This window comes from Phyllobacterium sp. NPDC097923, from assembly GCF_044760925.1.
GTDB classification, from domain to species: domain Bacteria; phylum Pseudomonadota; class Alphaproteobacteria; order Rhizobiales; family Rhizobiaceae; genus Phyllobacterium; species Phyllobacterium calauticae.
On sequence record NZ_JBIWBL010000001.1, the window covers coordinates 1,003,146 to 1,017,753 of the forward strand.

Sequence of the window (14,608 nt, forward strand, 5' to 3'; positions counted from 1 at the left end):
GAACTGATATAAGCTGCGGCCTATATTCAGTCATGAGTTGGACAGTTCTTGAACATCCGGATTTTTCCAAAGAGCAAAAATTGCTCGATCCGGATGTCGCAGACAAGCTGGATGAAGTGCTCATCGCTCTTGCGAAGATAGGACCGCACTTGGGGCGGCCGCTGGTCGATACGCTTTATGGTTCGAAACACCAGAACATGAAGGAAATCCGCTTCTCGATCAAAGGCATATGGCGCTTTGCTTTTGCCTTCGATGCCGAACGGCAGGCGGTGGTTCTGATCGGTGGCAACAAGGAGGGTGTGAGCCAGAAGAGATTTTACAAGCTCCTCATCAAGGAAGCGGACAAGCGTTTTGATGAGTGGCTGGAAGCCGAGGAATGAGGCAATGACAAAATTCAGGAAATCGGAATTTCAGTCCGCAACGGATCGGATCAAGTCCCTGCCGGAGGCACGTCAGGACAAAATTCACGCCGGGGCGAACGCCATCATCGAAGCCATGCACCTTGCCGAAGTCCGCAAGGCGCTCGATGTGACGCAGGTTGCGCTCGCGGAGGCAAGCGGCTTGCAACAGGGCGAAATCTCCCGGATCGAAAATCATATGGAAAATGTGCAACTGAAGACGCTTGAAAAATACGTGCTGGGGCTTGGTGGTACGTTCAAGATTGTTGCCGATTTTCCCGACGGCACCCATGCGGAAATTCCGCTGCGTTCGGGCAAGCCGGTCAAATCACGCATCAAGATGGAAACGCATTGATTCGATAGAGCGTTCTAAACCCGCCATTCCTCCCGCACCGGGCCGATGGTCCGGGTGGGGATGCGCACGGAGACGATGGTGCCGACGCCCTCGGTCGAGCGGATTTTCAGCGCGCCGCCATGCAGCTCGGTCAGCGAGCGGGAAATGGCAAGCCCGAGGCCCGAACCCGTATGGGTCTTGGTGAACTGGTTTTCCACCTGTTCGAACGGCTGGCCGATCTTCTTCAGCGCCGATTTCGGAATGCCGCAGCCCGTATCCTCGATGGTGAACACCAGCGCGCCCGACACCTTGCGCGCCCGCACCGAGATGCGTCCGCCCGTATCGGTGAATTTCACGGCGTTCGACAGAAGGTTGATCAGGATCTGCTTGATCGCCCGCCGGTCGGCATTGAGCGTGACGCTGTCGGCGATTTTTGTTTCCACCTTCACGTCCTTGTTCAGCGCCTGCAGCGAGACGACGCGCACCGTCTCGTTGATCAGCGGGCAAAGGTCGATCTCTTCACGGTCGAGCGAGAAGTGACCGGCCTCGATCTTCGACATGTCGAGAATGTCATTGATCACGTTGAGCAGGTAATTGCCGCTGGTGTGGATGTCGTGCACATATTCCTCGTAGCGGTCGGAACCGAGCGGGCCGAACGTGCCGGAATGCATGATTTCGGAAAAGCCGATGATGGCGTTGAGCGGCGTGCGCAGTTCGTGTGACATGTTGGCGAGGAATTCGGATTTCGCCCGGTTGGCGGCCTCGGCGCGTTCCTTCTCCACCGCATATTTGCTGTTGAGTTCGGTGAGTTCGAGCGTGCGCTCGACTTCGGATTTGCGCGCAAGGCTGAGATCGTGAATGGTCGCCATCAAGCGGCGCTCGCTGTCGACCAGCCGCTCTTCGTGCACCTTCAATTGGGTAATGTCCGTGCCCACCGAAACGAGCCCGCCATCCTGCGTGCGCCGTTCATTGACCTGCAGCCAGCGACCGTCGGCCAGCTGCCGTTCAAAGGTCAGCGCGCCGGCACGGCCATGTTCATTGGCCATGCGCTTTTCGAACGCAACGGCACGGATGCGCGGCTCCAGTTCATCCCTGCCGATGCCGGGAAGCAGGCATTCATTGGCGAGGCCGGAATATTCGTTGAACTTGCTGTTGGACATGACGAGGCGATTGTCCGCATCCCAGAGAACGAAGGTTTCGGAAATGCTCTCGATGGCTTCGCGGATGCGCTGGTCGGCCTGTGCGGTCTGCTGGGCAAAGCGGTGCTGCTCGCTGACGTCGACGGCAACGCCGACGAGATGCGTGTCGCCGACGGTGGCATCGGCAACCTGCGCGCGTACCCGCATCCAGACCCAGTGACCCTCGGCGTGGCGCATGCGGAACACCCGGTCGATCTGGCTGATCTCGCCCGCCGCCACCTGCGCGGCCAGACCGTAAAGCTTGTCATCATCCTCGTGGATGATGGACGAGATATCGCCGAGCGACAGGATCGCGTCATAGGCTTCATAGCCGAGCATTTCATACATGGACCGCGACCAGTAGACCCGGCCGCGCGCCATGTCCCAATCCCACAGGCCGCAGCGTCCGCGTGCCAGCGCCGTATCCACCCGCGCCTGCGTGTGCTGGTAGAGCGCATCGGCATCCTGCGCCCGCGCCGACTGGCTGAAATAGGCGTAGAGGACCACCAGCATGATCGCGGCGGTTCCGGCGAACAGCGTGACATTGACGGATATCATCCGCCGCCACTCGGCAAAGATCGCGTCGACTGGATGCATGACGAAGACGGAATAGCCGCCGCTGCCGGTCCGGCTGAACGCGGCAAGGCCCGTCGTGCCGTTCATGCGCACTTCCATCACCCCGGCGCGCTCGCCGAACAGGAACAGCGGCTGACCGTCGGTCACAAAACTTTCCAGATTCTTGTCACGCCAGCGGTCGCCGCCATCCGACGAGGCGACAATCTTCGATTCACCCGAGGCAATGGCGATCCACATGCCGTGCGGGATGAGGTCGTTGGAGCGCATCTCGGCGATGATGTTCTGCAGCTCGCCGCTGTCGAGTTTCTGGCCGGCCTTCATCCGGTTGTCGATGATGCTCGTCATGTGGTTCGCGGCCAGCGCCAGCGTGGCGCGGGCCGTCCGCTCCGTATCGTCGCGCCAGGACAGGAGCGACATCGCGCGGGCTGTTGCGAGGATGATGAGGAAAATAATGATCAGCGGCGGAATGGCACGACGCAGGTAAGGCTCGGCAGCCAGCAGCTTGCCGTAGGCAGGGTCAGCGAGAAGTTTGATATGACCGGAAAGACGGGTGCGCCCCCGCGCAGTCTCCCGCTTTCCGGCATAATCCTTCCCCGTCGGCGCGCGATACGCGTCCGCATTTGCCATCGAATGGCCCCCTCAATTGCCTGTATAATCAGTGATTTGCTTCGCCACGCCGCACATCCGAAGCACCTGTAGTGAATCAAAACTGATTCGGTGTGTCCAGTCCTTTTGTTAAATATTTAGCAATCATTGTGGCAGCCATGAATCAGTTTTGCAGCCGATTCGACTAAGCCTTTGAAAAGACTCCACGTCCGGAAAAGGCCGGCGAGGGGTAAAACTATGCCCCGGCCGGTGGATAACCGGCCGGGGCATCAAAACGGGGAAGAGACAGCCGAATCTTCAGGCAAAACCGGTGCGACGCAGGCTCAGGCAAGCGTCCTTTGAACGATGTCGCTGACGTCGGCGGAGAGGTCCTTGACCACGGCGATGGAGGCCAGGGCCTCGCGCGCATGCTCGCGCCGCACCGCCTCGAACGAGCGCCAGGAACGCATGGCTGTCAGGAGCCGCGCCGCAAGCTGCGGGTTCTTCTTGTCGACGGTCAGGATGGTCTCGGCGAAGAACCTGTAACCCTCGCCATCGGCACGGTTGAACCCGGTCTGGTTGCCGCTGGAGAAGGCGCCGATCAGGCCGCGCGTCCGGTTGGGGTTGTCGAGCGAGAACAGCTTGTGAGTCATCAGATAGCGCACCCTGGCCAGAGCGCCTTCGCCCGGCTGGGTCGCCTGGACGATGAACCATTTGTCCATGACGAGGGCATCATTGCCGAAGCGGTCTTCGAACGCCTTGAGCGCATTCTTCGTCTGGCTGCTGTCGCCGAACCGCTGCACGAGCACCGCCAGTGCCGCGACGCGGTCCGTCATGTTGTCCGCATGGCTGAATTGGGCCGTCGCGCGTTTCGGGCTGCCGTCGGCAGCGCTGAGATAATCGAGCAGCACATTGCGCAAGGCGCGCCGTCCGGCGCCTGTCGCATCGGGCTTGAACGGGCCGCTGTGGTCGAGATCGTCATACAGCTGATCGAATTTGGCGACATGCGCTTCGGCAACGGCAAGAATGAACGCCTCGCGGCTGCCCAGAATCGCATCGGGGTCGATATTGCTGCCGAGTTCCCGGGCGATATCGCTTTCCGACGGCAGGCCGAGGCACAGCGCCCGGAAGGCTTCGTCCAGATTGCTGTTGAAGGCGATTTCTCCGAGAAGCTTGATCGACGAGCTTTCAATGGTGGCGGATTTGCCGCCGCGCACGCGCTTGGCATTGCTGGTCAGTTTCGCCGTCAGCAGCTGCGTCAGTGCCTGCCAGCGGTTGACGGCATCGCCGTCGTGACGGGCAAGGAACGTCAGATCGGAGCGGGTGAGTTCGCTGGTCATGGTGACCGGAGCGGAGAAACCGCGCAAGAGGGAGGGCACCGGCCGTTCGGTGATGCCGGAAAAGCTCAGCCGTTCCTTGCGCTTGAACAGGTGGATGACATCGCCCTTGACCGTTCCGCCCTTGACGGATTTCGGCCTCAGCTCACGCCCCTTGGCGCCCAGCAGGGCAAACTGCACGGGAATGTGCATGGGCTTCTTCGACGATTGTCCGGGGGTGGCCTTCAGCGACTGTTCGATCTCGATTTCAAAGGTCTGCGTCGCCTGATCGTAATCATAGGTGACGGCAAGGTTGGGCGTGCCCGCCTGATCATACCACAGGGCAAACTGGCTCAAATCCTCACCGGACGCCTCCTCGAACACCTTGATGAAGTCCTCGATTGTCGCCGCATCGCCGTCATGACGCTCGAAATACAGATCCATCCCCTTGCGGAAGAGGTCGGCGCCGAGAATGGTGCGGATCATGCGCACGACTTCCGAGCCCTTTTCATAGACGGTTGCCGTGTAGAAATTGTTGATCTCGCGGAACTGGCGCGGGCGCACGGGATGGGCGAGGGGGCCGGCATCTTCCGGGAACTGGTGGGCTTTGAGACCCTTGACCTCGGCAATGCGCTTGACGGCGCGCGAGCGCATGTCGGCGGAAAACTCGTGATCGCGGAAAACCGTCAGGCCTTCCTTCAGGCACAGCTGGAACCAGTCGCGGCAGGTGATGCGGTTGCCCGTCCAGTTGTGGAAATATTCGTGGGCGATCACCGCCTCGATGCCGGCATAGTCGATATCGGTCGCGGTCTCGTGGTCGGCAAGCACATATTTGTCGTTGAAGACGTTGAGCCCCTTGTTCTCCATCGCGCCCATGTTGAAATCGGAGACAGCAACGACGTTGAAGACGTCGAGATCATATTCGCGGCCGAAAACATCCTCGTCCCATTTCATCGAACGCTTCAGCGCATCCATGGCATAGAGCGCGCGGGGCTCCTTGCCGTGCTCGACATAGATGCCGAGATCGACGGGGCGGCCCGAGGCGGTGGTGAAACTGTCGGCGATGACCCCGAGATCGCCCGCCACGAGCGCAAAGAGGTAGGCAGGCTTGGGATGGGGATCGTGCCAGACGGCAAAATGTCTTCCATCGGCCAGGACACCCTTTTCGCCCGGATTGCCGTTGGCCAGAAGCAGCGGCGCTTCCACGGCATCGGCTTCGACGCGGACCGTATAGACAGACAGAAGGTCAGGGCGGTCGTAGAAATAGGTGATGCGGCGAAAACCTTCCGCTTCGCACTGGGTGCAGTAGACGCCACTGGACCGGTAGAGGCCGGTCAACTGGCGGTTGGTGGTCGGATTGACTTCCGTGGTGATCTGCAGCTTGAACGTGCCGCTGTCGGGCAGGGCGCTGATTTCAAGGCGATCGGGCGTTGCGACATAGGCATTGTCGCCCAATGCGACGCCGTCGATGCTGATGTCGATGAGTGTGAGTTCGTCGCCGTCAAGGACAAGCGGTGCATCGGCGGCAACGCCCGGCCGGCGTTCGATATGCAGTGTCGACTTGACGATGGTGCGCTCGGGATGGAGCGAGAATTCAAGGTGGGTTTCAGGAATAAGAAAATCGGTTGGCTTGTAATCTTCAAGATGAAAGATCTGGCCGGTATCGGTACGCATTGGGAAACTGTCCTTTTTGTGGTGCCGGACCGTAGCCGTGTTTGCCCCGGCATACAACAAAGCAGCCGGTTTTTTCCGCGTATGCCGTTGCTTTTGTTCACTTCCGTATGTGCTTGGAACATGCAACGTGATCGCATTGGTATCTGGAAGGATTCGTCAAAGTAACCTATACAGATATATCAATTCTGTTTCTCTCCGTTCGCTCCCTCAAGGAATACCAGTCGTGACAACTATCGTTCACCAGAAAGACGGTGGACCGCCCCTCACGGATAAGGTGCGCAGCACCAATGTCATGCTCGGAATTGGCCTCAAGGTCGCTTCGGTCTGCGTCTTCGTCTGCATGTCCAGCCTGCTGAAAGCATCGGATGGCATCCCCGCAGGACAGCTGGTGTTCTTCCGCTCCTTCTTCGCCATCTTTCCGGTTATCGTGTTCATCGCGTGGCAGGGCCAGCTGAATGTCGCGTTCAAGACCAACGAGCCTTTCAGCCACTTCTGGCGCGGTTTTGTCGGCGTCAGCGCCATGAGTGCCAGTTTCTACGGCCTTACCAAGCTGCCATTGCCGGAAGCGATTGCCCTCAGCTATGCCACGCCCTTGCTGACCGTGTTGTGCAGCGCGGTGTTCCTGCGCGAGACCGTGCGGCTTTACCGCTGGAGCGCTGTGTTTGTCGGGCTCATCGGCGTGCTGATCATTCTCTGGCCGCGCATGACGTTCTTCACCGGTCAAAGCGAATTCGGCGGTGAAGAGGCAATCGGTGCACTCGCCACTCTTTGCGGGGCGGGGCTTGCGGCCATCGCCATGCTGCTGGTGCGGCGTCTGGTCCAGACCGAGCGCACCCCGACCATCGTCGTTTACTTCTCGATTGCCTCGAGCGTCATCGCGCTGGTCAGCCTGCCTTTCGGCTGGGTCTGGCCCACGCCGATGCAGGCGACATTGCTGGTCATGGCCGGTATTGCCGGCGGCGTGGCGCAAATCCTTCTGACCGAGAGCTACCGGCACGCTGACATGTCGACCATCGCGCCGTTTGAATATACGTCGATGCTGCTCGGCCTGGTCATCGGCTACATGCTGTTCGGCGATATTCCGTCCAGCGAAATGATGACGGGTGCAGTCATCGTCATCAGCGCCGGCATCTTCATCATCTATCGCGAGCGCCAGCTCGGGCTTGCCCGGGCGAGGGCGCGCAAGGCCTCGACGCCACAGGGCTGACTAAGGGTCCTGACCCTAGTCGTCCTTGGCCGCGCTGATGGCCGGATTGAGCTGCAGCGTTTCCGGTGTCTGCGGCCTGTCCGGCGCGCGGTAGACGAAGTCCGGCCGTTCCGACGGCACCTGCCGGGCCCGGCGCAGGCTGCGCCAGAAGGCGTAGGAACCGTAGGCCGCGTAGCAGCCCGCCATGGTCATGAAGAATCCGGCGGGACCGGTGACATCCATCAGCCGCCCGGCAATCTGCGGGCCGATCATGCTGCCGATGCCGTAGACGATCAGCAGCCCGCTCGAGACTTTGACGAATTCGCTCGGCTCGGCAAAATCATTGGCATGGGCGACGTTGAGCGAATAGATCGGAAACAGCACCGTGCCGAAGGCGAACATCAGGGAATAGATGACCCAGGGGGTAACAGGCTGCACGATGATCATCGTCACGGACAGCAGGACGCCGACAATACCGGCCACCACCATCACATAGCGCCGGTCGACAAAGTCGGAGATGCGCCCGATGGGATACTGGAAGATGGCGCCGCCGATCATGGCGCTGGCAATCATCGTGGCGATGTCGAAGGTGGAAAGGCCGATTTCGCGGCCATAGATCGCCGAGAGGAAATTCCACGCGCCCGCTATGATACCGGCAATCAGCGAGCCGATCATGGCAGCGGGCGATTTGCGGTAGAGGCCGGGCAGGTCGAGCGAAACCTCGGTCAGCGGGCGCGGCGACTGGGCATTGGAAAGCCCGGTTGGCACGAGGGCTGCGGCATAGATCAGCGCGCCGATCATGAACAGCGCCTGTGTCGCCGGATTGCCGAACGGCAGGATGTATTGCCCGACCAGCAGGCCGATCATCGATACGATCATGTAGATTGAAAACACCATGCCGCGCGTGGCGTTGGTCACGCGCTCGTTCAGCCAGCTTTCAATCACCATGTAGCTGCCGGCCAGCGAGAAACCGGCAAGCGCCCGGAACAGGGTCCAGGCCCACGGGTCGATGATGAGCCCGTGCAGCAGCATCGACATGCTGAGCAGGGTCAGGAGAACGGCAAAGACGCGGACATGGCCGACGCGGCGCACCAGACGCGGAACGACAATGCAGCCACCGGTGAAGGCGAGGGCATAGCCCGTGCCAAGCCAGCCGACCGTGGTCGGCGACCAGCCTTCTATTCCCGCGCGCAACGGCAGCAGAATGCCTGCCAAACCGCCGGCGGTCAGCATCAGGAAGGTGCTGGTCAACAGTGCCGCAATCGGCAAGAGCTGGCGAAACATATGGGGACCCTGCGTTTCTGCACCGGAAAGTACAGGTTTCACCGGGCTTCAGAGCCGGAAATTACGACACTGTCATTCCAGTTTTGCGCCATGGCATATGAATTATTGCGTGAGGGCGCGCAACTGTATTTTGGCGGCAATGAAATCACGCCAGGCAAAGCGCTTCTGGGCTGAATTGCGCAGGAGATAGGCCGGATGCAGCGTCGGCATGACCGGGATGTCGATCCCTGCCGCGGTGCGGTGGGTTTTCCAATTGCCGCGCAGCCGTAAAATGCCTTCCGGTGCATGCGTCAACGCCTTGGCAGCGGGGCCGCCGAGGGCAACCAGCAGTTTGGGGCCGGCAAGTTCGATCTGCCGTTCGAAGAAGGGGCGGCAGATCTCGGTTTCCAGCGGCGTCGGCGTGCGGTTGCCCGGCGGGCGCCAGGGAATGGTGTTGGCGATGTAGACGCCGGTACGGTCAAGGCCGATGGCGCTGAGCATCCGGTCGAGCAACTGCCCGGAACGGCCGATGAACGGCACGCCTTCCAGATCCTCTTCGCGTCCCGGTGCCTCGCCGACGAACATGATGGGGGCGTGCGGATTGCCGTCGGCAAAGACCAGGTTCTTGGCAGTGAATTTCAGATTGCAGCCATCGAAGGATGCAAGCTGCTCGCGCAACTGTTCAAGCGTGGTGGCGCTCGAGGCGAGCTGCCGCGCCAACGCAATCTTGGTGTCGTCGGGGACGGAGGTCTTGTTCAAGGCCGGCGCTGCCACCGGTTGCGGCTCCGGTCGCGGCCGCTCGACCTGCGGTACTGCCTGGCGCGTTGCTGCGGGCGGCTGAACAGGCTTGCGTGCGGGCTCCACTGCGGTAAAGCGGTCGACCGGCGCGTCCTCAAGCGGTGTGTCGGCACCGGCTTCGGCATAAAAGTGCAAGAGTTCACGCAGGTCGGGCAATGGCTGATCCTTGAACCCGGATTGGAGCGGGTCTCTCCTTCAAGTCGCAAATTGCGCGCGTGATTGCAAGGTCAGGTGGAGGGAATGCGCGGCTCCTGCACCAGATAAAAGATGCGCTTGGGCGTAAAATCGCCGATCGGGAAATCCATGCTCACATTTGCCTTTGGATCTACCTTGCCATCATGAAACAGCATGCGGTCATAGGGCTCGAAATCGTCGTCGTAGGCGGCAAACAGATTGGAATGGATCATCCCGGTCACATCGCAGGGCTGGCAGAAGGACAGCCCGTCACTATAGTCGCTCGGTTCCCCGAGCAATGACTGCAATTCGAAGAAAAACTCCTGCCACGGACGGCCGCTGCCATTGATGGCCCGGATCTGCAGATGGAACAGCAGGCCAAAACCCTGGGGCACGAATCCTGGCTTCCCCACGCCGGCGTTGCGAATGACGAGCGTGACCGGAACGATATCATTCAGCTCTTCGGTAATGACGATCGGATCTTCGGTTGTGCCGGTCCCGCTGACCGAGCGGATACTGAACCCGCCCATTTCATCGGAAAAACTATAGGGCCCAACGGTCCATTTTTTCTGCTCCTGCGCCGCAGAATGGGTAAAAATCATGGTGACAGCCAGAACACTGCCCATTGTCCAGATCATCCAGAGTGATCTCATCCCGTCCCCGCTTGTTGGTTATCCCCGATCCACCAGCAGTTTTTTTATGCGAGACATGTCAATGGAGGCGAGTATGAACGAAATGCGCAAAGGCGCAACTGGGTTGACCTGCCAGCGGATGGCATGGTGCGCGGTGCGTGGTTCGACACGCTCACCATGAGGAAGGTGGTTTGATTGCAGGGCTCATCTGCGATGTTGCAGAATGTGGCTCCCTGCAACTGTCACTCTCCGTCATGGTGAGCGTGTCGAACCACGCACAATGGCCGTGCAACCTCGCCCGAGAAACACCGCCAAACGCCCTTGATGTCACAGTCGTCATCCTGTTCCCGCGCTTTGGAAATTCCGCGACACACAGGGCCAAATTATTGACGTTTACGTTAAGGTAAATTATAAATTGTGGAAATGGTCGTAAGATGAGGGCAATTGGCCGCATCTTGAATGGATGCTAGCCTCTGTCATACGGCTATTGTTGCGTTACAAATGGGAAAAACACAGGCGAAGTGTTTGCGGGGCATAGCATTCAGGAGGACTTCATGAGCGAGACAAACGAACTTCCAGAGCGGGAGAGCATGGAGTTTGATGTCGTGATTGTCGGCGGCGGCCCATCGGGCCTGTCAGCGGCGATCAGGCTCAAGCAGATCAATCCTGAACTGTCGGTCGTCGTGCTGGAAAAGGGCGGCGAGGTCGGTGCCCATATTCTTTCCGGCGCGGTGGTCGATCCCATCGGCGTCGACAAGCTCTTGCCCGGCTGGCGGGACGAGGAGGGACACCCCTTCAAGACACCGGTGACAGCGGATCACTTTCTGGTTCTGGGGCCGGCAGGCTCCGTCCGCCTGCCGAATTTCGCCATGCCGCCGCTGATGAACAATCACGGCAATTTCATTGTTTCGCTGGGGAATGTCTGCCGCTGGCTCGGCACCAAGGCGGATGAGCTGGGCGTCGAGATTTATCCTGGATTTGCCGGTTCCGAAGTTCTCTATGACGATAGCGGTGCGGTCATCGGTGTGGCTACCGGCGACATGGGCATCGAAAAGGATGGTTCGCACGGTCCGGCCTATACGCGCGGCATGGCGCTGCTCGGCAAATATACACTCATTGCCGAAGGCGCGCGCGGCTCGCTCGCCAAGCAGCTTATCGGCAAGTTCAAGCTTGATGAAGGCAAGGAACCGGCCAAATTCGGTATCGGCCTGAAAGAGCTCTGGCAGATCGATCCGGCCAAGCACAAGCTGGGCCTGGTGCAACATTCCTTCGGCTGGCCGCTCGACCTGAAGACGGGCGGCGGGTCGTTCCTCTATCACCTCGAGGACAATACGGTGGCGGTCGGCTTCGTCATGCACCTCAACTACAAGAATCCCTATCTGTCGCCGTTCGAGGAATTCCAGCGCTTCAAGACGCATCCGGCCATTCGCGGCACGTTCGAGGGCGGCAAGCGCCTTGGCTATGGTGCGCGCGCCATTACCGAAGGCGGCTGGCAGTCGGTGCCGAAACTGTCTTTCCCCGGCGGCGTGCTGATCGGGTGTTCGGCGGGCTTTGTCAACGTGCCGCGCATCAAGGGATCGCACAATGCCATGCTCTCGGGCATGCTGGCGGCCGAACATGCCGCGGCGGCACTGGCTGCGGGACGCGCCAATGACGAACTCATCTCCTACGAAAACGCCTGGCGCACCAGCGAGATCGGCAAGGACCTGAAGCGGGTGCGCAACGTCAAACCGATGTGGTCGAAACTCGGCACCGTCGGCGGCGTGGTGCTTGGCGGCATCGACATGTGGCTGAACACGATTTTCGGCGGCTGGTCGCCCTTCGGCACGTGGAAGCATGGCAAGTCCGACGCGGCATCGCTGGAACCGGCGGCCAAGCACAAGCCGATCGCCTATCCCAAGCCCGATGGCGTCTTGACCTTCGACCGCCTGTCCTCGGTGTTCCTGTCGAACACCAACCACGAGGAAAACGAACCGGTCCACCTCATCGTCAAGGATCCGGCACTGCAGAAATCGTCGGAACACGATGTCTTTGCGGGGCCATCGACACGCTATTGCCCGGCGGGCGTTTATGAATGGGTCGAGGAAAGCACCGGACCGAAATTCGTGATCAATGCCCAGAACTGCGTTCACTGCAAGACCTGCGATATCAAGGACCCGAACCAGAACATCAACTGGGTGCCGCCGCAGGGCGGCGAGGGGCCTGTCTATACCAGCATGTGATGAAAAGCCCGGTTGATCCGGGCTTTTTTCCGATTGAAGCCCGGGTGAAAGCTCGCGTCTTTTGTCGATCAACCGACCTGTACCGGAGTTTGCCCGTGATCACCTGCTATCTCAAATATGTCATCGATCCTTACAAGCTTGCCGAATTCGAGGACTATGGCCGCCGTTGGATCGCGCTCGTCAATCGGCTGGGCGGAAACCATCACGGCTATTTCCTGCCGAGCGAAGGGGCAAGCAACATCGCCTATGCGATGTTCAGCTTTCCCAGTCTTGCTGACTATGAAACATACCGGCAGCGCATGGCGAAAGACCCCGAATGCCAGACGGTGTTTGAAATGGAAAAACACAATCGCAGCATCGTCAGCTACGAGCGCAGTTTCCTGAGGCCGGTATTCGAATAATCACTGCGTCAGCATCACGGTCTGCAGATCCGGACCGTCATCGGCTGCCGCATCGATTGCAAACCGCAGGAGCAGCGGCAGGTGATCCGAGCCGACGGGCCCGAGCGTTTCGACGCTTGCGCCCGATATGCGGCTTGAGACGAGAATATGATCAAGCGGCAGGCCGATCCATCTGGCCGCTTTTGCCAGCGTGCCGTTGATCAGCCAGCTCGGGCGCAATCCATCCACCGGCATGGTTTTGCTTGCCGCCGCGATCTGGCGAACGGTTTGGCTCCATGGCGCGGCATTGAAGTCACCGGCGACAATCATCGGCCCCTGCAGCCGTTCGAAATAGGCACGCATTTCCTCAACATTGTCAGGTTGCGCAAACGGCCAGGGCCAGTCCAGGTGCAGGGCGGCAACCAATGCGGTGCGGCCACCGAAATCAATCCGGGCGAGGCCGGCAAGAGCGTTGCCGATGCATTGCGGCGTCGTGCCCAGCGCAAACGGGCGGCGGGAGAGGATCGCCACGCCGCCGATGCGTTTGCTGCTGGGGCAGTAGAGATTGTAGGGATACCGCGCTTCGATCGCCGCGAGCTTCGCCCGCCAGCTGTCCGAAACCTCCTGCAGGGTGATGACGTCGGGGCTCTGCTGCGCAATCAGTCGGATAACCTCCGTCTGGTCGGCATTGTCAAAGCGGAGGTTCAACTGCAGCAGTGTGTATTGCGGCTGGCCGGATGGCGCGGCGGCTAGCGGCGTTCCGGCTGATGCGGGCGCGGGAGCAGGGGCCAGCACTGTCGACAGGGCCATGACCGCCAGAATGATGGTCATCAGGCTTTCCCGCCACAACCCCATGAAAAGGGCTGGCAGTGCCGTGAGGATCATGAGCGCGGCGAGGTGCATGCGGAAGTGCGCGAATGCATCGAAAGCCGGATGCACGGAACCGAAAAATCCGAGCACAAGCGGTACCGACAGCAGGACCGGTACAAGCACGGCCGCGAGCTTCACCCAGGATGATTTTGTCGTTGTTGTCATGGTCACGCATTAAACGGTCAATTGCGACGCAATCAAGATGCGGAATGTCAGATCGCGTTCTCCGCTCATTCAGCGATGAGCCATCGCCGCAACCTCGAAATGCAGACCGTCTTCAACATTCAACTCTGCATTCGTTGCTGTTTTCGCGGGATTTGCAAAGGTGTCCATCACTCAGGCATTTGAGAGCGAAGCAGTATGCATCGAGCCAGCCGGTGCATCGGGACGATGGGCCTCCCGACCATGGCAATGGCCTTGCTCTCAAAACTGGAGGTGACGCGATGTGGTATCTGCCACTGAGCATCACACTGGAAGTGAAAAGAACCCGGACTGGCTGGCAAGTCACGCTCCGGGTTCAATTCACTATCTAGAAAAAGGAGGTGGGCGAAAGCCCGTCTCCACTCCAGAAGAATACGGCATTCTGTCCCAATTTCCAAGCCGATTTTCCCCGGGCGGACTGCGGATTGGCTCAAATCGTCGGATGAAACAACCGTGAAATGCAGAGCTTCTCAGCATTCAACTCTGCATTCGTTGCTGTTTTCGCGGGATTTGCAAAGGTGTCCATCACTCAGGCATTTGAGAGCAAAGCAGCATGCACCGAGCCAGCCGGTGCATCGGGATGATGGGCCTCCCGACCATGGCAATGGCCTTGCTCTCAAAACTGGAGGTGAAGCAATGTGGTATAGACCGCTTGTTATCACTCTGGAAATGAAAAGAACCCGGAGCAGTTGGACACTGACCCTCCGGGTTCGATTCATTATCTAGAAAACGGGGGTGGGCGAAAGCCCATCTCCACTCCAGAAGAATACGGCATTTTGTCCTTGTTTCCAAGCACGATTTGCTGACTTTGGGCGCCAGTT

General features: G+C 59.7%; 11 protein-coding genes. 5 read left to right on the top strand and 6 right to left on the bottom strand.

Going from position 1 to position 14,608, the window contains the following annotated elements; translation table 11 throughout:
• The first annotated feature begins 32 nt into the window (after window positions 1-32).
• Together ACIQWS_RS05025 and ACIQWS_RS05030 are read left to right on the top strand one after the other, a co-directional pair.
• Complete coding sequence (locus ACIQWS_RS05025) at window positions 33-380, top strand: type II toxin-antitoxin system RelE/ParE family toxin (protein WP_403171033.1); 348 nt, start codon at window positions 33-35, stop codon at window positions 378-380.
• 4 nt (window positions 381-384) lie between these two features.
• A complete protein-coding gene (locus ACIQWS_RS05030; RefSeq protein ID WP_403171036.1) occupies window positions 385-753 on the top strand; it encodes a helix-turn-helix domain-containing protein in 369 nt (122 codons plus the stop codon).
• A gap of 14 nt (window positions 754-767) precedes the next feature.
• Here ACIQWS_RS05030 and ACIQWS_RS05035 read toward each other — a convergent pair whose 3' ends face one another.
• Window positions 768-3,113 carry a PAS domain-containing sensor histidine kinase gene (locus ACIQWS_RS05035; RefSeq protein WP_403171040.1) on the bottom strand — a complete coding sequence of 782 codons (2,346 nt, stop codon included), beginning with the start codon at window positions 3,111-3,113 and terminating at the stop codon, window positions 768-770.
• Window positions 3,114-3,415: 302 nt separating this feature from the next.
• Entirely contained in the window at window positions 3,416-6,061 is a 2,646-nt protein-coding gene (gene pepN, locus ACIQWS_RS05040) for an aminopeptidase N (protein ID WP_403171043.1), read from the bottom strand.
• Between the two features lie 292 nt (window positions 6,062-6,353).
• Between pepN and ACIQWS_RS05045 the strand changes: the two genes are divergently transcribed.
• Entirely contained in the window at window positions 6,354-7,268 is a 915-nt protein-coding gene (locus ACIQWS_RS05045; RefSeq protein ID WP_403177502.1) for a DMT family transporter, read from the top strand.
• A gap of 15 nt (window positions 7,269-7,283) precedes the next feature.
• Here the strand turns inward: ACIQWS_RS05045 and ACIQWS_RS05050 are convergent, their stop codons facing one another.
• From ACIQWS_RS05050 to ACIQWS_RS05060, 3 genes are all read right to left on the bottom strand, one after another.
• Window positions 7,284-8,531 (bottom strand): MFS transporter, encoded by a 1,248-nt coding sequence (locus ACIQWS_RS05050; protein ID WP_346305346.1) that lies wholly within the window; start codon window positions 8,529-8,531, stop codon window positions 7,284-7,286.
• Window positions 8,532-8,633: 102 nt separating this feature from the next.
• Window positions 8,634-9,464 (bottom strand): uracil-DNA glycosylase family protein, encoded by an 831-nt coding sequence (locus ACIQWS_RS05055; protein WP_403171051.1) that lies wholly within the window; start codon window positions 9,462-9,464, stop codon window positions 8,634-8,636.
• 71 nt (window positions 9,465-9,535) lie between these two features.
• The gene (locus tag ACIQWS_RS05060) at window positions 9,536-10,135 is read right to left on the bottom strand and encodes a hypothetical protein (protein WP_403171054.1); all 600 of its coding nucleotides are present in this window, start codon (window positions 10,133-10,135) and stop codon (window positions 9,536-9,538) included.
• 533 nt (window positions 10,136-10,668) lie between these two features.
• Here ACIQWS_RS05060 and ACIQWS_RS05065 point away from each other — a divergent pair.
• Entirely contained in the window at window positions 10,669-12,336 is a 1,668-nt protein-coding gene (locus ACIQWS_RS05065) for an electron transfer flavoprotein-ubiquinone oxidoreductase (protein WP_403171059.1), read from the top strand.
• A gap of 95 nt (window positions 12,337-12,431) precedes the next feature.
• The gene (locus ACIQWS_RS05070; protein WP_403171063.1) at window positions 12,432-12,737 is read left to right on the top strand and encodes an NIPSNAP family protein; all 306 of its coding nucleotides are present in this window, start codon (window positions 12,432-12,434) and stop codon (window positions 12,735-12,737) included.
• On the opposite strand, the gene ACIQWS_RS05075 is transcribed toward ACIQWS_RS05070, so the two are convergent.
• Window positions 12,738-13,751: an endonuclease/exonuclease/phosphatase family protein gene (locus tag ACIQWS_RS05075; RefSeq protein ID WP_403171068.1), complete on the bottom strand. Its 1,014-nt coding sequence runs from the start codon at window positions 13,749-13,751 to the stop codon at window positions 12,738-12,740.
• Between the last annotated feature and the right edge of the window lie 857 nt (window positions 13,752-14,608).